At 62.7% G+C, this 21844-nt stretch carries 26 protein-coding genes; 11 read left to right on the forward strand and 15 right to left on the reverse strand.

Annotated elements, in window-relative coordinates:
- A partial coding sequence (locus X726_RS141215; protein WP_023672994.1) for a Na+/H+ antiporter occupies positions 1-1239 on the reverse strand: 1239 nt, incomplete at its 3' end.
- Between the two features lie 183 nt (positions 1240-1422).
- The gene (locus X726_RS141210; protein WP_023672995.1) at positions 1423-2676 is read right to left on the reverse strand and encodes a L,D-transpeptidase family protein; all 1254 of its coding nucleotides are present in this window, start codon (positions 2674-2676) and stop codon (positions 1423-1425) included.
- A 127-nt stretch (positions 2677-2803) separates the two neighbouring features.
- Here X726_RS141210 and X726_RS141205 point away from each other — a divergent pair, with 127 nt between their 5' ends.
- A complete protein-coding gene (locus X726_RS141205) occupies positions 2804-3055 on the forward strand; it encodes a hypothetical protein (RefSeq protein WP_023672996.1) in 252 nt (83 codons plus the stop codon).
- Here the strand turns inward: X726_RS141205 and X726_RS141200 are convergent, their stop codons facing one another.
- The 3 genes from X726_RS141200 to X726_RS141190 all read right to left on the reverse strand — a co-directional run bounded on the left by X726_RS141200 (position 3056) and on the right by X726_RS141190 (position 5231).
- Positions 3056-3571 carry a winged helix DNA-binding protein gene (locus tag X726_RS141200; protein ID WP_023672997.1) on the reverse strand — a complete coding sequence of 172 codons (516 nt, stop codon included), beginning with the start codon at positions 3569-3571 and terminating at the stop codon, positions 3056-3058.
- 203 nt (positions 3572-3774) lie between these two features.
- A complete protein-coding gene (locus tag X726_RS141195) occupies positions 3775-4197 on the reverse strand; it encodes a DUF6163 family protein (RefSeq protein ID WP_023672998.1) in 423 nt (140 codons plus the stop codon).
- Positions 4194-5231, reverse strand: a complete 1038-nt coding sequence (locus X726_RS141190; RefSeq protein ID WP_023672999.1) for an enoyl-CoA hydratase/isomerase family protein — start codon at positions 5229-5231, stop codon at positions 4194-4196. The genes X726_RS141195 and X726_RS141190 overlap by 4 nt, the downstream gene beginning before the upstream one ends.
- 263 nt (positions 5232-5494) lie before the next feature.
- Between X726_RS141190 and X726_RS141185 the strand changes: the two genes are divergently transcribed.
- Positions 5495-5917: a pyridoxamine 5'-phosphate oxidase family protein gene (locus X726_RS141185; RefSeq protein WP_023673000.1), complete on the forward strand. Its 423-nt coding sequence runs from the start codon at positions 5495-5497 to the stop codon at positions 5915-5917.
- Positions 5918-6005: 88 nt separating this feature from the next.
- Positions 6006-7058: a porphobilinogen synthase gene (hemB, locus tag X726_RS141180; RefSeq protein WP_023673001.1), complete on the forward strand. Its 1053-nt coding sequence runs from the start codon at positions 6006-6008 to the stop codon at positions 7056-7058.
- A 2-nt stretch (positions 7059-7060) separates the two neighbouring features.
- Here the strand turns inward: hemB and X726_RS1000000169850 are convergent, their stop codons facing one another.
- Together X726_RS1000000169850 and X726_RS141175 are read right to left on the reverse strand one after the other, a co-directional pair.
- Complete coding sequence (locus X726_RS1000000169850) at positions 7061-7825, reverse strand: DUF1629 domain-containing protein (protein WP_084630933.1); 765 nt, start codon at positions 7823-7825, stop codon at positions 7061-7063.
- A 140-nt stretch (positions 7826-7965) separates the two neighbouring features.
- Complete coding sequence (locus X726_RS141175; RefSeq protein WP_023673003.1) at positions 7966-8292, reverse strand: DUF1330 domain-containing protein; 327 nt, start codon at positions 8290-8292, stop codon at positions 7966-7968.
- A 176-nt stretch (positions 8293-8468) separates the two neighbouring features.
- Between X726_RS141175 and X726_RS141170 the strand changes: the two genes are divergently transcribed.
- Positions 8469-9164, forward strand: coding sequence for a helix-turn-helix domain-containing protein (locus X726_RS141170; RefSeq protein WP_023673004.1), 696 nt, complete (start codon positions 8469-8471; stop codon positions 9162-9164).
- A 110-nt stretch (positions 9165-9274) separates the two neighbouring features.
- Positions 9275-9919 carry a dihydrofolate reductase family protein gene (locus X726_RS141165; RefSeq protein WP_023673005.1) on the forward strand — a complete coding sequence of 215 codons (645 nt, stop codon included), beginning with the start codon at positions 9275-9277 and terminating at the stop codon, positions 9917-9919.
- Between the two features lie 189 nt (positions 9920-10108).
- Here the strand turns inward: X726_RS141165 and ppk2 are convergent, their stop codons facing one another.
- A complete protein-coding gene (gene ppk2 / locus X726_RS141160; protein ID WP_023673006.1) occupies positions 10109-11029 on the reverse strand; it encodes a polyphosphate kinase 2 in 921 nt (306 codons plus the stop codon).
- A gap of 243 nt (positions 11030-11272) precedes the next feature.
- Between ppk2 and X726_RS141155 the strand changes: the two genes are divergently transcribed.
- Complete coding sequence (locus X726_RS141155; RefSeq protein ID WP_023673007.1) at positions 11273-12316, forward strand: aldo/keto reductase; 1044 nt, start codon at positions 11273-11275, stop codon at positions 12314-12316.
- A 20-nt stretch (positions 12317-12336) separates the two neighbouring features.
- Here X726_RS141155 and X726_RS141150 read toward each other — a convergent pair whose 3' ends face one another.
- Positions 12337-13308: a glycosyl transferase family 90 gene (locus tag X726_RS141150; protein ID WP_023700560.1), complete on the reverse strand. Its 972-nt coding sequence runs from the start codon at positions 13306-13308 to the stop codon at positions 12337-12339.
- A 178-nt stretch (positions 13309-13486) separates the two neighbouring features.
- Between X726_RS141150 and X726_RS1000000169855 the strand changes: the two genes are divergently transcribed.
- The gene (locus X726_RS1000000169855) at positions 13487-13645 is read left to right on the forward strand and encodes a hypothetical protein (protein WP_023673009.1); all 159 of its coding nucleotides are present in this window, start codon (positions 13487-13489) and stop codon (positions 13643-13645) included.
- A 72-nt stretch (positions 13646-13717) separates the two neighbouring features.
- Here the strand turns inward: X726_RS1000000169855 and X726_RS0136515 are convergent, their stop codons facing one another.
- On the reverse strand, positions 13718-13951 hold the full coding sequence (locus X726_RS0136515) for a DUF982 domain-containing protein (protein ID WP_245259900.1): 234 nt from the start codon (positions 13949-13951) through the stop codon (positions 13718-13720).
- 109 nt (positions 13952-14060) lie between these two features.
- Complete coding sequence (locus X726_RS141145) at positions 14061-14726, reverse strand: GntR family transcriptional regulator (protein WP_023673011.1); 666 nt, start codon at positions 14724-14726, stop codon at positions 14061-14063.
- A 150-nt stretch (positions 14727-14876) separates the two neighbouring features.
- Here X726_RS141145 and X726_RS141140 point away from each other — a divergent pair, with 150 nt between their 5' ends.
- Together X726_RS141140 and X726_RS141135 are read left to right on the forward strand one after the other, a co-directional pair.
- Positions 14877-16142 (forward strand): multidrug efflux MFS transporter, encoded by a 1266-nt coding sequence (locus tag X726_RS141140; protein ID WP_023673012.1) that lies wholly within the window; start codon positions 14877-14879, stop codon positions 16140-16142.
- Between the two features lie 43 nt (positions 16143-16185).
- Positions 16186-16560 (forward strand): DUF423 domain-containing protein, encoded by a 375-nt coding sequence (locus X726_RS141135; RefSeq protein ID WP_023673013.1) that lies wholly within the window; start codon positions 16186-16188, stop codon positions 16558-16560.
- A 39-nt stretch (positions 16561-16599) separates the two neighbouring features.
- Here the strand turns inward: X726_RS141135 and X726_RS1000000171320 are convergent, their stop codons facing one another.
- Positions 16600-16743 (reverse strand): hypothetical protein, encoded by a 144-nt coding sequence (locus X726_RS1000000171320; RefSeq protein ID WP_023673014.1) that lies wholly within the window; start codon positions 16741-16743, stop codon positions 16600-16602.
- Positions 16744-16806: 63 nt separating this feature from the next.
- A complete protein-coding gene (locus X726_RS1000000171325) occupies positions 16807-16950 on the reverse strand; it encodes a hypothetical protein (protein ID WP_023673015.1) in 144 nt (47 codons plus the stop codon).
- 146 nt (positions 16951-17096) lie between these two features.
- Here X726_RS1000000171325 and X726_RS141130 point away from each other — a divergent pair, with 146 nt between their 5' ends.
- Complete coding sequence (locus X726_RS141130; protein ID WP_023682412.1) at positions 17097-18179, forward strand: substrate-binding domain-containing protein; 1083 nt, start codon at positions 17097-17099, stop codon at positions 18177-18179.
- A 15-nt stretch (positions 18180-18194) separates the two neighbouring features.
- Here the strand turns inward: X726_RS141130 and opgC are convergent, their stop codons facing one another.
- On the reverse strand, positions 18195-19430 hold the full coding sequence (gene opgC / locus X726_RS141125; RefSeq protein WP_023673017.1) for an OpgC domain-containing protein: 1236 nt from the start codon (positions 19428-19430) through the stop codon (positions 18195-18197).
- Between the two features lie 217 nt (positions 19431-19647).
- Here opgC and X726_RS141120 point away from each other — a divergent pair, with 217 nt between their 5' ends.
- Entirely contained in the window at positions 19648-20319 is a 672-nt protein-coding gene (locus tag X726_RS141120) for an alpha/beta hydrolase (protein ID WP_023682414.1), read from the forward strand.
- A gap of 57 nt (positions 20320-20376) precedes the next feature.
- Here the strand turns inward: X726_RS141120 and sthA are convergent, their stop codons facing one another.
- Positions 20377-21765, reverse strand: coding sequence for a Si-specific NAD(P)(+) transhydrogenase (gene sthA / locus X726_RS141115; RefSeq protein WP_031215480.1), 1389 nt, complete (start codon positions 21763-21765; stop codon positions 20377-20379).
- Positions 21766-21844: the final 79 nt, after the last annotated feature.

The raw sequence follows: 21844 nt of genomic DNA on the forward strand, positions 1-21844 counted from the left end.
CTTCGGCAGCGCCACGCTGGCGATGGCGAGCGAACAGATGATGACGCCGGCGGCGAGGAAGATCACCAGGTCGCGCGCGGGAAAAGGCGAGCCGTCCGGCATGGCGAGCGGGAGCGACAGGATGCCGGCCAGCGTGATCGCGCCGCGCACGCCCGCCACCGAGCCGGCAAGCCGCACACGCATCCCGAACGGCTCGGCCTTGCGCTTTCCCCATTTTGCCTTGAGGCCTGCCGCGATGTCGCCGACCCAGATCCAGAGGAAGCGCAGCGCGATCAGGCACAGCGTCAGCGCAATCACCGTCGCGACCGGCTGGATGATCGGGTAATGGCCAGTCAGTTCGGGCGGCACGCGGCGAATGATTTCGGGAAGCTGCATGCCGAGCACGATGAACAGCGCGCCATTGTAGACGAAGGACAAGGTTGTCCACAGCGAGATCGTCTGCATGCGCGCCGAGACGCCGAGGAAGCGGAAGACGCCGGAGCCGCCGGTCAAAAGCCCGGCGGTGACCGCCGCCAGAATGCCTGAGGCATGCAGATGTTCGGCGACGAGATAGGCAATGAAGGGCAGCAGGACCATGACCAGAACCTGCGCCTCGGCCGGAACGCCGCCGATGCGATTCAGAAGCTGCAGGAGCCTGGCGGCGATGAACAACGCGGCGATGCCGGCCAGGATGCCGATGGCGACGGCATAAAAGAAGCTCAGCGATGCATCGGCGAAGGAAAAGCTGCCGGTCACGGCGGCGGCGACGGCGAAGCGGAACATGACCAGGCCCGAGGCGTCGTTGAGCAGCGCCTCGCCTTCCAGAATATGCATCAGCCGCGCCGGCACCAGGCTTCTGTCGACGATCGAGGACACCGCCACGGCGTCGGTCGGGGACAGCACGGCAGCGAGCGCGAAGGCGACGACCAGCGGGATGCTCGGCACCAACCAGTGCAAGGCATAACCGAAGCCGACAATGGTAAAGAAGACCAGCCCGATGGCCAGATCGAGGATCGGTCCGCGCAGCGCGATCAGCTCGCGTTTGGGCGCTCCATAGGCATCGCCGAACAAAAGCGGCGGGATGAACACCAGCAGGAAGAGTTCGGGGTCGATCTCGACATGGATGCCTTTCACCGGCCAGGCGAGCGCGGCGCCGATGGCAATCTGCAGCACCGGCAGCGGCACCCGAACCAACCGCACCAGTGCGCCGGAAAGAGCGACGAAGACCAGCACGGCGAGGATGAAGATTGCGACCTGCATGGCGCGATTCCGGCTGTTTTGAGGACCATGCGCAATTGCCGTTAGTCCGTCCAGATGGGCCTGCGGCGCAACGTCCGGCAGTGTTCATGGCCTGCATGGCTGGCGGCCACCAGTCTTCTTCTGTTGGGATGTCGAACGGAAAAGGCCACCTTGCGGTGGCCTTTCCTGAAGGAGATCAGCCGCTTAGAGCGAAGAGGTGATCTGCAGTTCGCTGGCGCCATCGAGCGCGTAGACGTCGTCGCGGAACTGCACGACGCCCGGACCCGTCGACCAGGCCGACACATAGAGGAAGTGGACCGGAACCGGGTTGACGACCTGCACCGGCGTGTTCTCGCCGGTCTTGATGGTCGCCTCGAAATGCTGGCGGTCCCAGCCGGGTGTGTCGCGCAGGACCCATGTGACGAGGTCGCGCACGTTCTGGACACGCACGCAGCCCGAGGAATCGAAGCGCATCATCTTGCCGAACAGGCTTTGCTGCGGCGTATCGTGCATGTAGACGCCGTCGGGGCTGGGGAAGTTGATCTTCACCGAGGCCATGGCGTTGCCGGAACCCGGATCCTGGCGGAAGCGGTATTTTGCGGCATCATCCGTCGACCAGTCGACAGTCATCGGATCGACTTCGCTGCCATCAGGCGCAAACAGCCGGATGTGGCTGTCCTTGAGATAGTCGGGGTTCTTCCGCATCAGCGGAATGATGTCCTTGCGCACGATCGAGACCGGCGCGTTCCAGTAAGGATTGACGATGATCTCGTTGATCTTGGAATTGACCACCGGGGTCTGGCGGTCGATCTTGCCGACGATTGCGGTGTGGCGCAGCACGACGCGATCGTTCTCGACCGCCTCGATCTGTGCCGCCGGGATATCGACCAGCACATAACGGCTGCCCAGCGTGCCGGCCTTTTCGCGCAGGCGCTCCAGGTTGGTCTGCAGCTGACCGAGGCGGATCTGCGCCGAAACGTTCATCGCCGCATAAGTGTATTTGCCCATGGCGCCGTCGGCCGGCAGGCCATGGCGCGCCTGGAAGCGCTTGACCGCGGCGTCGACGTAGGAATCGAACGACGTCGAAATGCCGGCGCTCTGCGCCAGGTCGCCCGAAATCATCAGCCGCTTGCGCAGCGGCACCACGTCCGGATCGTCGACGCCAAGCTGCAGCTTCTTGGTCGCCGGCACCTCGCCCCAGCCGCCCTGGGCGACGATGTTCTGATACTGCGCCACCGCCTGTTCGGTGAAGGCGACCGTCTGCAGGCTGAAGATCGGCAGCGTCGAGGCGACCTTGCCGCCTTCCGAGGCGCGGGCATCGAACTGGTCGTCCCAATTGCCACGGTTCGAAGACTTCAGGATATCGTCGATCACATCCTGCGCGCTGGCGGCATTGGCAACCATGGCAACGGCGAGCGCGGAAGCTCCGGAAAGGAAAAAGCGGCGGCTGGTTCTCATGGACGTTCCAGACATTCTTGTCGTGTTTGGCTTGTAGCGTTTGGCTGTTGCAGCGTTCGGCTACGTGCTCGATGTTGGGCGATATCGCCCGCACTCTAAAGTTGGCACTGTTAACAATTAGCCAACCATGACCTGCGTCACCTGGCCGTCAAAAGCGGACCGCGATGCGACCTTACAGGCGCGCGAACAGCTTTCGCCGCCGCATACCCACACCCCTCGCTTCCACCGCGAATATGGCGGCAACGTGGCTTTGCGCCGAATTGGAAGCGCAGGCGGCTCGAAAAAGAAAAGGCCGGTGCTTTTCGGCACCGGCCTGTTGGCTGAGACTTTCCTCCGGCCGCGCTTCTTCCGGCGCAGCTGCTATTCAATGGCCCGCTGATTACATCCGGTAGGCGATGGTGTCGTTCCAGAAGCGGTCGAGGCGCTGCAGCGCGCGGTTCATCTGCTTGAACTCTTCGCTGTTGATGCCGCCGACCTGTTCGATCGAGCCGACATGGCGCTCATAGAGACCGGCGACGACTTCGGCCACTTCATTGCCCTTCGGCGTCAGCGAGACGCGGACCGAACGGCGGTCGATGCGCGAGCGCTGGTGGTTGATGAAGCCGAGATCGACCAGCTTCTTCAGATTGTAGGAGACGTTCGAGCCGAGATAGTAGCCACGCGAGCGCAGCTCGCCGGCGGTCAGCTCGGAGTTGCCGATGTTGAACAGAAGCAGCGCCTGGATGGCATTGATGTCGGAACGGCCGTTGCGGTCGAACTCGTCCTTGATCACGTCAAGCAGACGGCGATGCAGACGCTCCACCAGCTGCAGCGATTCCATGTAAAGCGAACGGATAGCCTCGCGGCGATCGTCGGATACGTTGGCGGTCTTCGCCGCCGGACGCGAATTGATCATTGTCTTTGCCTCTCGTTTGTCGCCCTGGTGATTTTTTGTTTTTCACCTTGATTGCGACACTATCGAATACTCATAAAATTCGACTTAAACGCTAGGGCTAACAAGAGCTTACCGGTAATAGGTTTCGCAAGACGCTTAACGAACGGTCACCCGAGCAAGGATAATTAACCTAAAGATTTAGCCAATGGCTGCGGGGCGGCGTTTCAGGCGCGCGCGGGGCGCTTGCGCATCCAGATGACGATGCGGAAGGCGATGTAGAGCAGCGCGACCGCGGCATGCGAGAAGACGATCAGCGGCCGGTGGCCGTACAGATCGGGGAAGCCGGCATACATGATGGTCTCGGTGACAGCACAGATGAACCAGATCACCGGGCCCCACGACGCCAGCATCCACAGGCCGGCGGCGGCGAAGGGGAAGAACACGGCCAGCATCACCGCCACGACCTGCCAGTGCACCGGCATCAGGTCGAAGCGCCACAGCGGGCCGGGATAAAAGCCGATCAGCCGGATCCAGTACAGGATGCCGAACAACAGGCAGTAGCCCGCTATGACGCGCTGGAACCAGGCGAAGATGATCTCGACGCCCGAGGGCTGCAGCACGATACGCCGCGACGTGACCTCGCTCACAGTTCGAGCTCCCGTTCGAGCGGCGCGAAATAGGCGTCCACCGAAGCAGCGTCAACCTCGGCCAGGCTTGCCGGCCGCCATTGCGGCGTCGAACCCTTGTCGACGAGGACGGCGCGGATGCCTTCATAGAAGTCGTGCCCGGCCAGCATGCGGTTGAGGATGCGGAACTCCATCTTCATGCAGGCTTCCATCGACAGCGTCAGCCCGGCGCTGATCTGGCGCCACGCGACATTGAGGCTGGTCGGCGAGCGGGTGCGGATGGTGGCCAGCGTCTTGGCGGCAAACTCGTCGGCGCCTGCCGCCCGCTCCAGGCTCTCGAGGATTTCGGCGAGCGAGGGTTGGGAAAAATGCCGGGCAATGGCTTCCAGCACCGGCTGGCCGGTCTCCCGCCTGGCCGGCACGAAAAAGCCGCGCAGCACCGATTCCGGATCGCCATTGGCGCAGAGCCGATCGAGAAAGGCAGCCTGGTCGGCGGCCTTGATGGTGTGGGTGGCCAGGCCAGACCACAGCGCATCGCCATAGCGAATGCGGTTGCCGGTCAGCGCCAGATACATGCCGAAGCTGCCGCCAAGGTCGGGCAGAAGATGGCTGCCGCCGACATCGGGGAAGAAACCGATGCCGACTTCGGGCATGGCGAACTGGGCGTTCTCGGTCAGCACACGCTGCGAACCGTGGAAAGAGATGCCGACGCCGCCGCCCATAACGATCCCGTCGATCAGCGCGACATAGGGCTTTTTGTAACTGTTGATGCGGGCGTTGAGCCGGTATTCGTCGGCGAAGAACTCGACCGGCGGCTTTCCGGCGCGGGCCTCGTAGACGTGCATGATGTCGCCGCCGGCGCAAAACGCCCTGCCCTCGGCCTTGACGATGACGACATCGACGCCGGTATCGCGCTCAAAAGCGTCGAGCGCCTTGTCCAGCGCCTTGATCATGCGATGTGTCAGCGCATTGAGCGCCTGCGGCCGCGTCAGCGTGACGACGCCCGCCTTGCCCAACCGTTCGAAGCGGATCTCGTCGCCGCCGCCAAAATCCATCGTCAGAGAATCCCTCCCCGCGCCTGCGGGACTGAAGTGCTAAAGGTGGCGCATGGGTGCGTCAACCGGCGGGCGCGGTTTGGATTTTCGCAAGGGAACGCAACCGTGCTTTGCCCCCCGCAGAAAAGCGCGCAGAATTGCCGGGCGAAACAGCCTTTCTTCTGATGCAGGGACAAACGCATGACGCTTGAAACCGCAGCGCCGAGCCATGGCTGGGAGATGCGAAAAAGTTCGACCCGGATGATGTTCTCAGCCGCCCGCTGATGGCAAATCTGGCGACCGTGACGCCTGACGGCGCGCCGCGCAACGCGCCGATGTGGTTCATCTGGGAGGACGCTGCAATCTGGCTGCTCGGCTCGACCGGGGCAAGTGCTGTCAAACACCTCGAACGTGACCCGCGCTGCGCCGTGGAGATCGTCCATTTCGACAATGAGGCCGGCATCCTGCTGCATCTCGGCCTGCGCGGCTCCGCCACCATCGAGCCGATGGCGCCGAACCGCTTCAAACGGCTGCTGCACAAATATCTCGGCCCGGAGGCGACCTGGAACCGCTGGTTCATCGACAATGTCGCCGACATCGGCCATCCGGACGGGCGCCTGATCCGGCTCGCCCCGGAGAGCACCTTCACCAACAATGTGTCGTTCTTCAAAACCGGCCCAGAACTGGCGTGGCCGCCAAAGCCGTAAGCACCGCGTCATCGGCTGGCACAATCGTGTCGCATTGGTCAGCGGCAAGGCCTCGTGGTAAAAGCCGCCTCGACCCGGAGTTTTTGCGATGAACAAATTCACCCCCGCGACGAGCAACAAATTCGCGCCGGCAAAGCTCGGCGCACGCAGCGTCGACGAGATCACCGGCAGCCGCCGCTTGCGGCGCATGCGCAAGGCCGACTGGTCGCGCCGCCTGGTGCAGGAAAACCGGCTTACGGTGAACGATCTGATCTGGCCGATCTTCGTGATCGACGGCAAGAACACGCGCGAGCCGATCGCCGCCATGCCCGGCGTCTTCCGCCTGTCGCTGGACCTCGCCGTCAAGGAGGCCGAGCGGGCCGCTAAGCTCGGCATTCCGGCGATCGCCACCTTCCCCAATGTTGAACTCAGCCTGCGCGACCAGACGGGATCGCACATCCTCGACCCGGAAAACATCATCAACCGCGCCACCCGCGCCATCAAGGACGCAGTGCCCGAGATCGGCATCATCACCGATGCCGCGCTCGATCCGTTCACCTCGCACGGCCATGACGGCATCTTGCGCGACGGCATCATCGTCAATGACGAGACAGTGGAACAGGTGACCGCCGCGGCCGTCATCCAGGCAGCGGCCGGCGCCGACATCATCGCGCCGTCCGACATGATGGACGGCCGCATCGGCGCCATCCGCGACGCACTCGACGCCAACGGTTTTTCGGATGTGGCGATCATGTCCTATGCGACGAAATTCGCCTCCGCCTTCTACGGCCCCTACCGCGAGGCGGTCGGCACCGCCGGCCTGCTCAAGGGCGACAAGAAGACCTACTATCTCGACCACGCCAATTCCGACGAAGCGGTGCGCGAGGCCGAGCAGGATATCGCCGAGGGCGCCGACATGCTGATGGTCAAGCCCGGCCTGCCCTATCTCGACATCATCCGCCGGCTGAAGGACGAGTTCCAGATGCCGACCTTCGCCTACCAGGTGTCAGGCGAATATTCGATGATCAAGGCGGCGGCCGCCAATGGCTGGATCGACGGCGAAAAGGCAATGCTGGAGAGCCTGCTCGCCTTCAAGCGCGCCGGCTGCGACGGCATCCTGACTTACTTCGCTCCGGAAGTGGCGCAAATGCTGAAGGGATAAATTCACTCCAGCACATAACTCTCTTTGACATTTCTTGTTTCGAAGTCCAGCCGACCACGCCCGCAAACCGACATGTCTTGGAACAAGTCGGGCTTCTTGATGCCTGCTTCGACACAGGCTTCTCTCAATTTGGCGGTGCAAATGACGATGCCCATGTTCTTCTGTTTGAAGATATGCGCATCGCCAACAATCTCCTCCTTGAAATAGAAGCACGCGCCTCCGGCGCGGTCGTAGTGGACGCCTCCATTCTCGCCGATCAAAAGCCTAAACTTCGACGATTCGAGATCAACGGCATCAATCTTGCGAACGATGTCGCAAAGGTAGTGCTTTGGTTCGATCGGCTTTCCGCTCAAATAGAATACGTCGCAGTCGTTAAACACGACCCCATCGGGGTCGACTGACTGCAGAACTTCCTTCAGGCGCTCGGATACAAGCCAGTAACAATGAAAATCTTCTAAGTCTTTTGGTGGCCTGCCATAGGCTGTCGCTTCAGGCCGTAGCCTGGGCGTCTCCGGGTACTCAGGAAAGCCGTATCCCGCAAACTCCGTCGGCCCGAGCAGTATGCGGGGTGGCGGCACCAAAGCTTGGGCGTTTTCCAGCTGAAGACAATGGGACCCGCCGCGATATGTCGGTCCGATCTGGAAGAATTTTCCATGTTTCTTGAATTTCGCCTCTTTGCGGAAAACCCGCTCTGGGACTTGAGCTGGCCTATTCTGCGGGCGGTTCCGGTTGGCAAACAGTTTTGCAATGAGTGAAATAATGGTCACGTGCGCGCCTGCTCAGTTTACCGACTTTCGAGTTCAAGACTAAATCGCGTGAGAGTACCCGTCCACCTGCTTCGCGCCCGAAGTGGCGCAAATGCTGAAGGGTTAGCCGGAACCCTGATACACCGGGTTCCGGCTTTTCCTCACGCCTTCGGCAAATAAGGGATCGTTCCAGCGAGATCGGTATCGTCGATCAGTTGGAAGCGGCTGTCGCTGCCCTTCCGGCGCTCCGCCACAAACGGAGCGTATTGCGGATCGTTGGTGAAGGCTTCGGCTGCCTTTGCCGACGGAAACGCCATGATGGCGATCAGGCTGGTGTCGAGCGGCTTGCCCTCCAGCGTCTTCACATTGCCGCTGCGGGCGAGATACTTGCCGCCATGCTTGTGGACGAGGTCATGCACCGAAGCGGCATAGGCCGGCACCCATTTGTCGTCCTTCACCTTGATGTCTGCGATCACGTAAGCGGTCATTGTCCAACTCCTCATGGATCGGCACCGGACTGCCCGGTGACGTGACCGCTGCCTCGCATGGCGGCGCCGGACCGCTCCAGTCACAGAACTGTACCGGGGGTGCCAGTACAGCTTCTGTACTGGCTGAACTCAGGTTTTCTGAATAAGGTCCGGCAACATCTTTTGGAGCTCACCACATGACACAAGCCGGTTACAAGCAATTCTGCCCGCTCTCCATGGCCGCCGAGCTGCTCTGCACACGCTGGACCATGGTGCTGCTGCGCGAACTGGTGGCGGGATCGACCCGCTTCAACGATTTGCGCCGCGGCGTGCCGAAAATGTCGCCAACCCTTCTGTCGCAACGGCTTAGGGATCTCGAAGCGGGAGGCATCGTCGAGCGGACCGAGATCGCGACCGAGAAGGGCGTGTTCGAATACCGGCTGACCGAGGCGGGCCGGGATTTGCGCCCGGTTGTCGAGGCGATGGGGTTTTGGGGCCAGAAATGGGTCGAGGCCAGGCTGTCGCTCAAAAACCTCGATCCGTCGCTGCTGATGTGGGACATGCGGCGCAATCTGAACCCCAGTCCGCTGCCGGACGGGCTCACTGTGATACAATTCCTGTACCATGACCTGCCGGCGTCAAAACGATCGTGGTGGCTGATCGTCGAAAAGCAGGGCGAGGTCGATCTTTGCTGGTACGATCCGGGCTTCGACGTCGATCTCTACGTCTCGACCGATCTGTGCACCATGACCTCGATCTGGATGGGGCTGACGACAGTTCACAAGGAACGCGACAAGATCAGCCTGACCGGCGATCTCGACGTCGCCGGCAAGATGCAGATCTGGCTTGGGCTCAGCCCGTTTGCGGTGATGCCGAAGCGCGTGGCGGCTTGAGGTCCCTGCGCATTCCACAGATCGGCTTGCCTCTAAAAATACTAGTTTCAAAATGCAATCAGTTTGAATACTGATTGCAAATCACAACTGGTCACCGAAAGGGAGTCTCCATGTCCAAACTTCGCGTCAATGCCTTCACCTTGTCGCTCGACGGTTTCGGCGCCGGTCCTGACCAGGACCTGCAAAATCCGCTCGGCGTTGGTAGCGAATATCTGCACAAATGGATGACCGGCACCCGCACCTTCCATGAGATGGTCGGCAAGGATGGCGGCACCACCGATGTGGACGACCGGTTCACTGTCCGCAGCTTCGACAATGTCGGGGCCTGGATCCTCGGCCGCAACATGTTCGGCCCAATCCGCGGCGAATGGCCAGACGAGAGCTGGAAAGGCTGGTGGGGCGACAACCCGCCCTATCACGTGCCGACCTTCGTGCTGACCCACTACAAGCGCGACCCCATTGTGATGGAAGGCGGCACCGTTTTCCACTTCGTTGCCGGCGGCATCCACGCCGCGCTCGAACAAGCAAAGGCCGCGGCCGGCGGCAAGGATGTCCGCGTCGGCGGCGGCGTTTCCACCATCCGGCAATATCTGCAAGAGAAGCTCATCGACGAGTTGCATCTGGCGGTGTCGCCGGTGTTGCTCGGGAGGGGCGAGAGCCTGTTTGCCGGGCTGGATATGCTGAAGCTGGGTTACCAGTGCACCGAGCAGGTGGCCACGGCGCTCGCCACGCATGTGACGATCAAGCGGGTATAGTGGCGAAGTAACAGGCGCAGGCTTCTTTCTCCCCGTTTTGCGGGGAGAAATGCCCGGCAGGCAATGAGGGGCAGCGCTGCTTTTGGAGGTTAGCAGCGTCCGACGGCTGTGAATTCGTCGATGCCGGCGCTGCCCCTCATCCGCCCTTCAGGCACCTTCTCCCCGTGAAACGGGGAGAAGGAAAAGTGCTCAATACTTCTCCGGCACGTAAAGCTCGCGCGGCAGGACCTGGCGCTCGTACTCCGGGTTGAACACCCGCTCGGGCAGCGTGATTTCTTCGTGCGGCACGTCCTCATAGGGCAGCTGTTTGAGGAGATGGTCGATGCAGTTCAGCCGCCCCCGCTTCTTGTCGTTGCCTTCGACGATGTACCACGGTGCCTCTGGGATGTTGGTGCGGGCGAACGTCTCTTCCTTGGCCTTGGTGTACTGCTCCCAGCGCACGCGCGACTGCAGGTCCATCGGCGACAGCTTCCACTGCTTCATCGGATCGTGGATGCGCATCATGAAGCGCATCTGCTGTTCCTCGTCGGTGATCGAGAACCAGTATTTGACCAGGGTGACGCCGGAGCGGACCAGCATGCGCTCGAACTCCGGCACATCGCGGAAGAACTCTTCGACCTGATCGGGTTCGGCAAAGCCCATCACCCGCTCGACGCCGGAGCGGTTGTACCAGGAGCGGTCGAACAGCACGATCTCGCCGCCGGCCGGCAGATGCGGCACGTAGCGCTGGAAATACCACTGCGATTTTTCGCGCTCGGTCGGCGCCGGCAGCGCAACGACGCGGCAGATGCGCGGGTTGAGGCGCTGGGTGATGCGCTTTATGACGCCGCCCTTGCCGGCGGAATCGCGGCCTTCGAAAACCACCACCAGCTTCTTTTTGTGGTAGGCGACCCAGGACTGCAGCTTGATCAGTTCCGACTGCAAGCCGATCAGGTCGCGGAAATACTGCATGCGATCGATCGACGGCGGATGCGCGCTCTTGTAGATCTTGGCGATCTCCAGCGACAGCGCCGGCTCCGACATTTCCAGCTCATAGTCCTCATCGAGCGTGTCGGCGAGTTCGGCTTCCAGCCAATCCCTGGCCGGAGAATTCTGCTTTAACTCAGTCATTTCCACTGCTCCGCTTGCCGGCTGACATAAAACCCTGAGCCGACTCGATATAGGCCGCCAATGACGGTTTTATTGCAAGCCGCCGGCCAGCCGGTGATCACTGCAAACCAGCGAGCATTGCCGATCCATCGCCCTGGGATGGCGACAAGCCGCTCAAATTGTCCTACAAATGGCGGACCCGTTCGGGCTTCCCCGCCCTTTCCTGCTAAAACCGCCTCCCCACCAAAACTACGAGGATCTGACATGGAATACCGCACGCTTGGCCGTTCCGGCTTGAAAGTTTCGGCGCTGACCTTGGGAACCATGACCTTCGGCGGCAGCGGGCCGTTCGCTGCCGTCGGCAATTCCGATCTCGCGGAGGCCTCGCGCATCATCGACACTTGCATCGATGCCGGCATCAATCTCATCGACACCGCCAATGTCTATTCGAACGGATTGTCGGAAGAGATCATCGGCGAGGCGCTCGGCGGCAAGCGCAAGAACGACGTGCTGATCGCCTCCAAGGCGCGCATGCGGATCGGCAAGGGCCCCAATGACGAAGGCCTGTCGCGCCATCATCTGATCCGCGAATGCGAGAAGAGCCTGAAGCGCCTCAGGACAGATGTCATCGACATCTATTTCCTGCACGAATGGGATGGCGCGACGCCGCTCGAGGAAACCATCGCCGCGCTCGACACGCTGGTTGCCCAGGGCAAGATCCGCTATGTCGGCTGCTCCAACTATTCCGGCTGGCAGGTCATGAAGGCGCTCGGCATCAGCGACAGCCAGCACCAGCCGCGTTTCGTCACCCAGCAGATCCACTACACGCTGGAAGCACGCGAGGCCGAGTATGAGCTCTTGCCGATCTCGGTCGACCAGGGCCTTGGCGTGCTGGTGTGGAGCCCGCTCGCCGGCGGCCTGCTGTCGGGCAAATACCGCCGCGACAGTCCGACGGCGCGCCAGATCGGCGGCTGGTCGGAACCGCCGATCCGCGACGAGGGCCGGCTGTGGCGGATCGTCGACGTGCTGGTCGACATCGGCGCCACTCGCGGCGTCTCGGCGGCCCAGGTGGCGCTGGCTTGGCTGCTTGGCCGGCCGGCCGTCAGTTCGCTGGTGATCGGCGCACGCAACGAGGCCCAGTTGAAAGACAATCTCGCCGCGGCAAGCCTGACGCTGTCCTTTGATGAACGCCAGCGTCTCGATGCCGTCAGCCGGCCGCCGGTGCTCTATCCCTACTGGCACCAGCAGTTTACGGCGAAGGACCGCTTCGGCCCGGCCGATCTGGTTATGGACCGCAGCGTCATCTGACTTAAGGGCGCCGGAAGCCGCTAGCCCGCGATAAACCGCCAGACCTGCGGATCGGGCTCGATCTGGCCGCTGAGCACGAAATATTTGTAGAGCACGAGCAGGCAGATCGCCTGCTCGGCCCGCTCGTCGGCGAATTTGCGGCAATAGGCGTTGGCCGCCGCAACGATGCGCTGGGCCTCGGCCGGATGCTGCTCGAGATGATGCACCCGCTCGGCCAGATCGCTGAAGTCGGGCGCCAGCGGCACATAATGGACATCGGGCTCGAGCTGCCCCTCGGCGAACCAGGTCTCGTAAGTCGGCGGCGGCATCAGGCAGAGCGAGTTCGAGCTCATGATCCATTTCAGATTGGTCGCGACATCATTGCCTTCGAGCGAGATGATGTAGCGGTAGCGGCGCTGCTGATCGATGCTGAGATAGGGCTTGCGGTATTCCGCAGGTGCTGTCGCCCTCGGCGTGCCGACATCGCAGAACGGCAGATTGCGGGCTGCATCCAGCAACAAGGTGCGGATCGGATTGTTGAGTTCGCCGCGCCAAACGACGAGCGGATGCTTGTCGGCGAAGGCGACATCGTCGGCCGGCATGTAGAAATGACGGAACTTGTTCAGCTTGAACAGGACGCCGTTGCCGTTGTCGCCCGCTATCGGCCGGTCCTTGACGATCGACGGCATCTTCGGCACTTCGATGACGTCGCCGAATTCCAGGTCGATGCGCAGATCTGGGTCGAAATAACGGGTGAACTCCTTCAGATCGTAATAGTACATGCTGCGGTCCGACGGCAGCCGGCTGACCGGCACGGCCTCGGGGCTGGGGCTAAAAGGCTCCCGCAGCGTGTTGTAGTAATTGAGCCGCTGGCGGACCGATGCGTCGGAAAGCCTGGCCTGATCGAGCAGCCGGCCGAGCCGGCGCCGGAAAAGAACCGGCGGCGCGATGTCGCGCATGGCGTTGCGCGCATAGTAGATCAGCTTCTGTGCGTTTCTTTGAAGCGTGGCCATCGGTCGTTTTGATTCGAAATCGGTCGGCGGCGGCTCCAGCAACTGTCCCGCAGCCTTTTCTAAACCATTGTGTTCGCCATCACGCAAGTCCAGAACCGCTGGCATCTGCCCTCGCGGCGCTGTTGTGTTTGCCGGCCAATGCTTCTAGGCAGGATCAGGCACAGCGAAAGGAAACGATATGGCTCGACCACCGAATTACGGTCAGGAACGCAAAGAGCGCGACCGGCAGAAGGCCGCCAAGAAGGCGGAGAAGCTCGCCGCCAAGGTCGCGGCCAAGGAGCGCGCCGAGCCTGAGAACGAGGCAAGTTCGAAAACCGACACCGAGACAGAAAAATAGGCAAGACAGGATCACCGGCCCGCGAAACGGGCCGGATCCTGGCAAAATGCCGGTCTGATCAGGCCGATGTGATCAGGCCGGGGCCTTGTCGCTGACGAAGACGTTGACCTCGCGCGCGGCGGCGATGAAGGCGCGTCTTGCAATCATCGCCGGCTTGTCGCCGGCCAGCGCGTCATGGCAGGCCTGCAGAGCTTCGCGGTGCTTGGGGCTGCGCTTGCCGGGCCAGCTGTTGAGCAGGTAATCGGAAGCCTCGCGCACCGTACGCAAGAGCTGAGTGCTTCCCTCCGTGCCCGACTTAACGGTCACGGGTGTTTCAAATCGGTTGTTTTCCATGGCCGCCTCTTACGCCATCGGCGTCCGCGAAGCGAGGCCGAAAGCGGATCGCGACGGCGTTCTTTCGTTTTCGTGACCAGTATCAAGCGGCGACGACGGCAAAACCCCTGGCGCGCAGGCCGCGCCGGTCATTGTGCAACGACGTCACCAGGCGGTCGCGGCTGCCGGCGATATGGGCCGAAAGTCGCGCCGCCGCCGCATCGGCATCGCCGGCCCGCACCGCCGCCAGAATGGCGTGATGCTCGCTCCAGGCGCGGCCAAGGGCCGCCTCGTCGCGCACCTCCAGCCAGCGCGCCCGCGACAGGCGCGTCATGGCATCGCGCACGGCCCGAAACAGGAACTCGTTGCCGGAGAGCCGCGCCAGTTCGATATGGAAATCCATGCCGACGCGGTGCCATTCCTCGCGCGGCGTGGCAGTGTCGCAGGAGTCCAGCATCGCCTTGATGACATCGGCTGCGCTCCTGTCGGCCAGCGCCGAAGTCAGCCTGACCGCCGCGACCTCGACGGCTTCGCGGTACACCGCGATCTGTTCCAGTTCGGCAAGGTTGATCGGCGACACGGTCCAACCGCGCCCGTCGCGGCAGATCAGCCCTTCCGTCTCCAGCCGCAGCAGGGCTGCCCTGACCGGCGTGCGCGAGGCGCCGAAGCGGCTCTCGATCCAGCGCTCCGTCAGCCGCTCGCCAGGACCGACCTCGAGGCCAAGGATCATCTCGCGAAGCGCTTTTTCGACGATGTGCATCTGCGACATAGTTGCTTCCATTGCTGGCGATCGGCCTTGCCCGTTGGTCTTGCCGATCACATTGAGAGCGCCTGATTGACAGCAGCCGGGCTTTGCGTCCATGAGGGTACCAACTTGGTATCCCAAAATGGTATTCGCAGCAAGCGGACAGGACAGGACATGCCGCAGGACAGTGCAGCGCGGGCCGCCGAAGCGCCTTCCACCTACAACATTCATTGGCGGCGCAACCTGTTCGTGTGCTTTGCCGGATCGTTCAGCACGCTTGTGGCGATGACGTTGCTGCTGCCGTTCCTGCCGCTCTATGTCGAACAGCTGGGCGCCGTGGGCCACGCGGCGATCGTGCAATGGTCCGGCATCGCTTTCGGCGCCACCTTCCTTGCCGCCGCCCTTGTCGCGCCACTGTGGGGACGGCTGGGTGACCGTTATGGCCGCAAGGTGATGCTGGTGCGTGCCAGTTTCGGCATGGCGATCTGCATGTCGCTGACCGGCATGGTGCAGACCGTCTGGCAATTGGTGCTTTTGCGCCTGTTGATCGGCTTTGCCGGCGGTTATTCCTCAGGCTCGACGATCCTTGTCGCCATGCAGACGCCGAAGGAGCGCTCCGGCTGGGCGCTTGGCGTGCTGTCGGCCGGCATCACCGCAGGCTCCCTGGTCGGCCCGTTGCTTGGCGGCGCGCTGCCGCCATTGATCGGTATTCGCGCCACCTTCCTCATCGCGGGCGGCGTCATTTTCCTGGCGGCGCTGGCGACGACGTTCCTGATCAAGGAGATGCCTCGCCCGCCAATGCAGGCACAACCCAAGGAGAAACCAAAGGGCGGTTGGGCGCAGATCCCCGACAAACGCCCTGTCGTGGCGATGCTGGCAACCGGCATGCTGTTCACCTTCGCCAACATGTCGATCGAGCCGATCATCACCGTCTACGTCCAGCAACTGGTCGCGGACGCAAGCCGGGTGACGCTGGTCTCCGGTGTCGTCATGTCGGCGGCGGCGCTGGGCGCCATCCTGTCGGCGTCACGGCTGGGTAAGCTCGCCGACCGCATCGGCCACTGGAACGTCATCGTCGCATCGCTGGCCGTCTCGGCGCTGCTGTTGATACCGCAGGCCTTCGTCACCGAGAGCTGGCAGTTGGTCGGGCTGCGGTTCCTTATGGGTCTGGTGCTGGGCGGGCTGTTGCCCTGCATCACCAGCGTCATCCGCCACAATGTTCCCGATGGGGTCGGCGGCAATGTGCTGGGCCTGGCAATCTCGGCGCAATATGTCGGCCAGGTTGCGGGGCCGCTGCTGGGCGGCTTCGTCGGCGGCCATTTCGGCATGCGCGCGGTGTTTCTCGGCACGTCGTTGCTGATGGCGGGCGGTGCCGCGTATAATTGGCTGGCCCAGGCGCGCCGCACGCGCGACATGCTGGCGATATCGGAAAAATCCTGACAGACAGGTCGCGCCGCCTATCGTCAATCACGGAGCCCGAGACATGAGCATCGCCGAGTCAGCACCAGCAAACAGCGCGCGCATCCTCGTTTTCGCCGGCGGCATTGCCGGCGCGGCGGGCGTGGCGCTGTCGGCGGCATCAGCGCATCTCGGCGGCGCCTTCGTCGGCACGGCCGCATCCTTCCTGCTCATGCATGCGCCGGTGTTTTTGGCCGTCGGCCTCGCCGGCGCAAACCGGATCTTGCGGATCGGCAGCCTGGTGCTGCTCGTCGGGCTTGTTCTGTTCTGCGGCGATCTGCTGGCACGGGATTTCGTGGGATCGCGGCTGTTCCCGATGTCGGCGCCGATCGGCGGCACCTTGCTCATCGCGGGCTGGCTGGTGATCGCGGCCTCGGCGCTCGTGCGGCAACGGTCCTGACGAGCCAAGAACCCTGTCCCATCAGATATCACACGAGGCTTAATCCTGCCGGTTTTGCGGCAGCAGGTCGCGGTTGCGCTTGGCAGACTTGGTCGGCCGCCGCCTTTCCGGCTGCTCCGTGGCAGGCGAGATACCCCAGTAATTGCGATAAATGTCTTCGAACAGATGCTTCACGGGATGCATGTTCGTCTCCTCTTTAAGAACTTGAATCGATCCAATCAGCTGGCACGAAAATGCCGGGGCCGATCAGCTGCGCTTGCGTTTCACAAGGTATTGCAGGTCACGCCTCCACGGCCCGACCTTGTCGCGGCGCCTGCGGGTGGCGGCGTCGGAGACTATGCCCCAATCATTGCCGTAGATGTCTTCGAACAGATAATTCACGGGATGCATGGCACCCTCCTCTTGAATCGATCCAAGTTATACTTGGTGAATCCCTTGGATCGATTCAAATATAGACCCTCTCCGCCGTCCGATCAAGGGAAAATTTGAACCGATCCAACGAAAGTGCTAAACAGGCTCCGGTTCAGGAGACGAAAATGACGGCATTGACCTCCGGCAAGACGAGACCAGTGCGGCTTGCCGACATCGCCAAGGCGGCCGGGGTCTCGCACGGTACCGCGTCCAACGTGTTCGCTCGCCCGGAAATCGTGCGCGAAGAGGTCCGCGAGCGGGTCAAGGCGGCGGCGGAAGCGATGGGCTATGCCGGCCCGGATCCCAAGGGCCGGCTGCTGCGCGCCGGCAAGGTCAACGCCATCGGCGTGGCAACGGCGGAACCATTGTCCTATTTCTTCGACGATCCCTTTGCCCGCGTCATGATGGCCAGCATTTCGCAGGCCTGCGACGCCACCGGCGCCGGAATTTCGCTGGTCTCGGCCGCCAACAGCGAGCAGCTCGCCTGGAACATCCAGAGCGCCCTGGTCGACGGCTTCATCGTGTTCTGCATCGAGGGTGGGTCGCGGCTGGTCGAACTGGCGCGCGAACGCAAACTGCCTTTCGTGGCGCTTGATCTCGATTCGGAAAATGAGGCGGTCGCTGCGATCGGCGTCGACAACGTCGCCGGCGCGGGTCTGGCGGCGCGCCATCTGGCCGAGTTCGGCCATCGCAGCTTTGCCGTACTCGCCCTGGAATCTGCCGACGCTGGCTTTGGTCCCGTCACGCAGGAGCAAGTCGAGACGACATCCCTCTACTCGGGCACACGCGACCGTCTGCGTGGCTATTTCGGCGAGCTCTCCCGCTTCGGCATCGACGTCTCGCAAGTGCCAATCTACGAAACCCTCAATGACGAGGCGAGCGTTCGGGCCGGCCTCGATCATATTTTCGCGCTGCCGCAGACGCCGACGGCAATCCTGGCCATGTCGGACAAGATCGCGCTGCATGCGCTCGACTGGCTGCGCGAGCGTAACATTGCCGTGCCGGGTGATGTGTCAATCGTCGGCTTCGACGGCGTGCCGGAAGGCGCCGACTCCGAGCCGCCACTAACCACTGTCGCCCAGCCGATCGCCGAGATGGGCCGGCTGGCCGTCAAGGCGATCCTCGAAAATGACGGCTCGCAGCACCGGCAATTGCTGCCGGTCGATCTTGTGGTGCGGGGGTCGTCCGGCCCCTCGCCTGCTAGCTAGGCGGCTGATGTGGGATCATCGGCTTAGCCTTGGCATCGCGGGCATGCCGAAGGTCTGGTGAACGGCTGGCGCTTCTTTGCGAACCGGCTTTTTGCCCAAGCCGATGCCGGACAGCCACTCAAGATAGAAGGCGAGCGCGAATTGCATGGCGATGCCGGCCGAAATCAGCAAGACGTCATAGGCAAAGCCGCCCGGATTGATCAGCTTCATCACCTGCGCCGCCATGGCGATCAGCGTGCCGGCGAGGAACACCGGCAAGGAGCGCTTGCCGAGCAGGGCAAGCGGATGGTCCGGGCTGAGACGGAACAGGTTCGAGAAAGCCGGCAGGGCGACGATCAGATAGCTCACCGCCAATATGTGCAGGAGCCGCGGCAGCGACAGGAACGTCTTGTCGAAGCCGCCGATCACCACGGGCAGGTTAAACCACGTTATCTCGCCCCAGAGCGGGCTGTGCACCCAGACCGCCGCTGCCGCGACATAGGTCGCCGCGGCGCCCACCAGCCAACGATTGACGGGAATTGTGCCGCCGCGCCTGACATGCAGCATGCCGGCAAGGCCGATGTTGAACAGGAATTCCCAGGACAGCGGGTTGAGGAACCAGAAGCCGGGCTCGGGATAGTTCGGCGGCGCGATCTGCCAGAGGCCGGCGACGAGCCACAGCGCGCCGGAAAAGACCAGCGCCGGCAGCGGCCGGTAGCTGACGAAGAGCAGGAAGAGCGGCGCCATCAACAGCAGCGCCGCATAGACCGGCAGGATGTTGTTGTAGCCAAGCTGGTGGCCGAGCGTGACAATGCCGATCATGACCTCCGGCGTGTTCTTCATCAGCGGCTCGATGTTGATCAGCTTGAGCAGTTCCGGCCGCCGGCCGAACACCGCCGCGGCGCAGAACAACGCCATCACAACCATGGTGGTGACGATGTGGGCGCTGTAAAGCACGCCGGCCCGGCGCCACATCTTCAACATCGCCAGCAGCCGGCCGCCCGGCTGGAACTTGGTGCCATATGCGAGTGCGACCGACATGCCGGAAATCAGCACGAAGGCTTCCGCCGCGTCCGAGAATCCGAAATTCTTGTAGGTCAGCGTTTCGAAGACGGTGCCCGGCACGTGGTCGATATAGATGGTCAGGAGTGCGAGCGCACGGAACCCGTCAATGCGCGTGTCGCGATCGGGGATACGCGGAGCGCGATCGGCGATACGCGGAGCGCGATCGGCGATACGCGGGGCGCGATCGGGCGGGACTGGCAGGGTCATCGACAAAAGGCCTCAAAGGAGAGCAAGGATGCTCGCGTTGTTCATGCCGGGATGCGACCATCGGCGCACACCGCTTCGATTCCTCCCGCAGGGAGCATATCGGCGCAGAAACGGTCTGAAATGAGCCTGTTGCAATCACATTTGGCGGAGCGTGAAAATATTCCGTTTTGAAGCTGGCAAAGGACCAATGTCTCCGTGAAAACAACCAGATATGAGCGTGGATCGATATAGCGACGAGAACGCCTTTCTGCACCAGGATCTGGCCTTTCCCTACCGCCTCCTCAAGCCGGAGAATGCCGGCGGCGAGAGCCTGTTTTTACTGCACGGATCGGGTGTCGACGAAACGACGATGGTCCCGATTGCGAGGCAGATCGCCCCTAACGCCACGCTGGTCGCGGTGCGTGGCCGCATCCGCCAAGAAGACGGCTTCCGCTGGTTCGAGCGGATCACGCCGACCAGTTTCGAACAGGCGAGCATCCGTGCCGAAACATCGTACTTTGCCGCCTTCGCAAGCGAGGCCGCAAAGCGCCACGGGCTCGACCTCGCCCGGGCGACTTTCCTCGGCTATTCCAACGGCGCCAATCTGGTTTCCAGCCTGATGCTGCTCAACTCCGGCCTCGTCCGAAAAGCGGCGTTGCTGAGAGCAATGCCCGTGCTTGACGATGCGCCGGCAACCGATCTGACAGGAAGGCGCGTCCTGATTGTCGCTGGTGCCGCGGACGAGACCTACGGGCCGTTTGCGCCGCCACTGGTGAGGCTGCTCAACAAACATGGCGCCGAGGTCGATGCGCGCATCGTGCCTTCAGGTCACGAAATCGGCGACCCGGATGCCGCCATCGTCCGGCAATGGCTGGCGGGACCAGCATTGGTCGCACGCCAGGCAGGCTAAGAGACCTTGGTAGACCGCATCGGCGCCCGGCGGAACGGCTGAGCAGATGCTCGTCGCCTAGCCCTGTCCCATCCGGTTCCAGGCATCGAGCCCGGCGATCTTGTAGGCTTCGGCCAGCGTCGGATAGTTGAAGGTGTTGTTGACGAAGAAATCAACCGTGCCGCCGAGGTTGATCACCGCCTGGCCGATATGGATCAGTTCGGTGGCGCCTTCACCGACGATGTGGGCGCCGAGCAGGCGGCGCGTTTCGACCGAGAACAGCAGTTTCAGAAAGCCGGAGTTGACGCCCATTATGTGGCCGCGCGAGGTTTCGCGGAACCGCGCCAGACCGACTTCATAAGCAGCGCCGCTCTCGCGCACCTGCTCCTCCGACTGACCAACGGTGGAGATTTCCGGCACGGCGTAGATGCCATAGGGGAAGGTTTCCGGCGGCGGTGGCAGTTGCACGCCGAAGGCGTGGCAGGCGGCCACCCTGCCCTGCTCCATCGATGTCGAGGCAAGGCTGGGGAAACCGATGACGTCGCCGGTGGCATAGATGTTGGGCGCACTGGACTGGAAGGTCTGCGGATCGACCTTGATGCGGCCCCGGGAATCGGCCTCGATGCCGACCACGTCGAGGCCGAGGCTGCCGAGATTGCCGCTGCGGCCGGCGGCGTAAAGCACGATCTCGGAGCGGATGGTGCGGCCATCGGCGAGCGTCACTTCGGCATAGTCGGGTTTTGAGACGATTTCCTTGACCGTACTGCCGAGGCGAATGGTCATGCCGCGGTCGCGCATCTGGTGGATGAAGTCGTCGACGATCTCGCGGTCGACGAAATCGAGGATGGTGTTGCGCGGCTCCACCAGCGTCACCGGCACGTCGAGCGCCGAAAAGATCGTCGCATATTCAACGCCGATGACGCCGGCGCCGATCACCGTCAGCGTGCGCGGCAGATGGTCGAGTTCCAGCATCTCGTCGCTGTCGAAGACGCGGATCTTGTCGAAAGGCACGTCGCGCGGCCGGTGCGGCCTGGTGCCGACCGCGATCAGCGCATTGGTGAAACCAACCTCCGAGTAGTCGCCATTGTCTGCCGTCAGGCTGACCTTGTTTGGGCCGACGAATTTCGCCATGGCGCGGACGCTTTTGACGGCGTTGCGCATAAACTGGTGCTGCAGCACCTCGACCTCGTGGTCGAGCGTCTTGTGCAGCCGCTCGACCAGGTCGGCGATGGAGATGTCCTGCTTGACCCGGTAGCCGCGGCCGTAAAAGCCCCGCTCGCGCCAGCCGGACAGGTTCAGCACCGTCTCGCGCAGCGTCTTCGACGGGATGGTGCCGGTGTGCACCGAGACGCCGCCGAGGCGCCGGCCCCTGTCGACCACCAGCACCGATTTGCCGAGCTTTGCCGATTGCACCGCGGCGCGGCGCCCGGAAGGGCCGCTGCCGATGACCAGCATGTCGTAATCCATGTAACCCCGTCCCCTCGGCGTCTTGTTGCGCCGCAGCAAGCTAACGCCATCCGTCCACCAAATTCAATCGGCTCAACCG

The sequence above is a fragment of the Mesorhizobium sp. LSJC285A00 genome, from assembly GCF_000503155.1.
Lineage (GTDB): Bacteria > Pseudomonadota > Alphaproteobacteria > Rhizobiales > Rhizobiaceae > Mesorhizobium.

Coding starts and splice junctions, on each gene's coding strand:
- X726_RS141175 (WP_023673003.1), bottom strand. CDS start 8,292: ATGACCGCTTACGTGATCGCAGACATCAAGGTGAAGGACGACAAATGG.
- opgC (WP_023673017.1), bottom strand. CDS start 19,430: ATGACCCTGCCAGTCCCGCCCGATCGCGCCCCGCGTATCGCCGATCGC.
- X726_RS1000000169855 (WP_023673009.1), top strand. CDS start 13,487: ATGGCTCGACCACCGAATTACGGTCAGGAACGCAAAGAGCGCGACCGG.
- hemB (WP_023673001.1), top strand. CDS start 6,006: ATGAACAAATTCACCCCCGCGACGAGCAACAAATTCGCGCCGGCAAAG.
- ppk2 (WP_023673006.1), bottom strand. CDS start 11,029: ATGACTGAGTTAAAGCAGAATTCTCCGGCCAGGGATTGGCTGGAAGCC.
- X726_RS141140 (WP_023673012.1), top strand. CDS start 14,877: ATGCCGCAGGACAGTGCAGCGCGGGCCGCCGAAGCGCCTTCCACCTAC.
- X726_RS141190 (WP_023672999.1), bottom strand. CDS start 5,231: ATGGATTTTGGCGGCGGCGACGAGATCCGCTTCGAACGGTTGGGCAAG.
- X726_RS141210 (WP_023672995.1), bottom strand. CDS start 2,676: ATGAGAACCAGCCGCCGCTTTTTCCTTTCCGGAGCTTCCGCGCTCGCC.
- X726_RS141150 (WP_023700560.1), bottom strand. CDS start 13,308: ATGGCCACGCTTCAAAGAAACGCACAGAAGCTGATCTACTATGCGCGC.
- X726_RS1000000171320 (WP_023673014.1), bottom strand. CDS start 16,743: ATGCATCCCGTGAAGCATCTGTTCGAAGACATTTATCGCAATTACTGG.
- X726_RS141200 (WP_023672997.1), bottom strand. CDS start 3,571: ATGATCAATTCGCGTCCGGCGGCGAAGACCGCCAACGTATCCGACGAT.
- X726_RS141165 (WP_023673005.1), top strand. CDS start 9,275: ATGTCCAAACTTCGCGTCAATGCCTTCACCTTGTCGCTCGACGGTTTC.
- X726_RS141155 (WP_023673007.1), top strand. CDS start 11,273: ATGGAATACCGCACGCTTGGCCGTTCCGGCTTGAAAGTTTCGGCGCTG.
- X726_RS141145 (WP_023673011.1), bottom strand. CDS start 14,726: ATGTCGCAGATGCACATCGTCGAAAAAGCGCTTCGCGAGATGATCCTT.
- X726_RS141170 (WP_023673004.1), top strand. CDS start 8,469: ATGACACAAGCCGGTTACAAGCAATTCTGCCCGCTCTCCATGGCCGCC.
- X726_RS141130 (WP_023682412.1), top strand. CDS start 17,097: ATGACGGCATTGACCTCCGGCAAGACGAGACCAGTGCGGCTTGCCGAC.
- X726_RS1000000171325 (WP_023673015.1), bottom strand. CDS start 16,950: ATGCATCCCGTGAATTATCTGTTCGAAGACATCTACGGCAATGATTGG.
- sthA (WP_031215480.1), bottom strand. CDS start 21,765: ATGGATTACGACATGCTGGTCATCGGCAGCGGCCCTTCCGGGCGCCGC.
- X726_RS141135 (WP_023673013.1), top strand. CDS start 16,186: ATGAGCATCGCCGAGTCAGCACCAGCAAACAGCGCGCGCATCCTCGTT.
- X726_RS141185 (WP_023673000.1), top strand. CDS start 5,495: ATGGCAAATCTGGCGACCGTGACGCCTGACGGCGCGCCGCGCAACGCG.
- X726_RS141205 (WP_023672996.1), top strand. CDS start 2,804: ATGACCTGCGTCACCTGGCCGTCAAAAGCGGACCGCGATGCGACCTTA.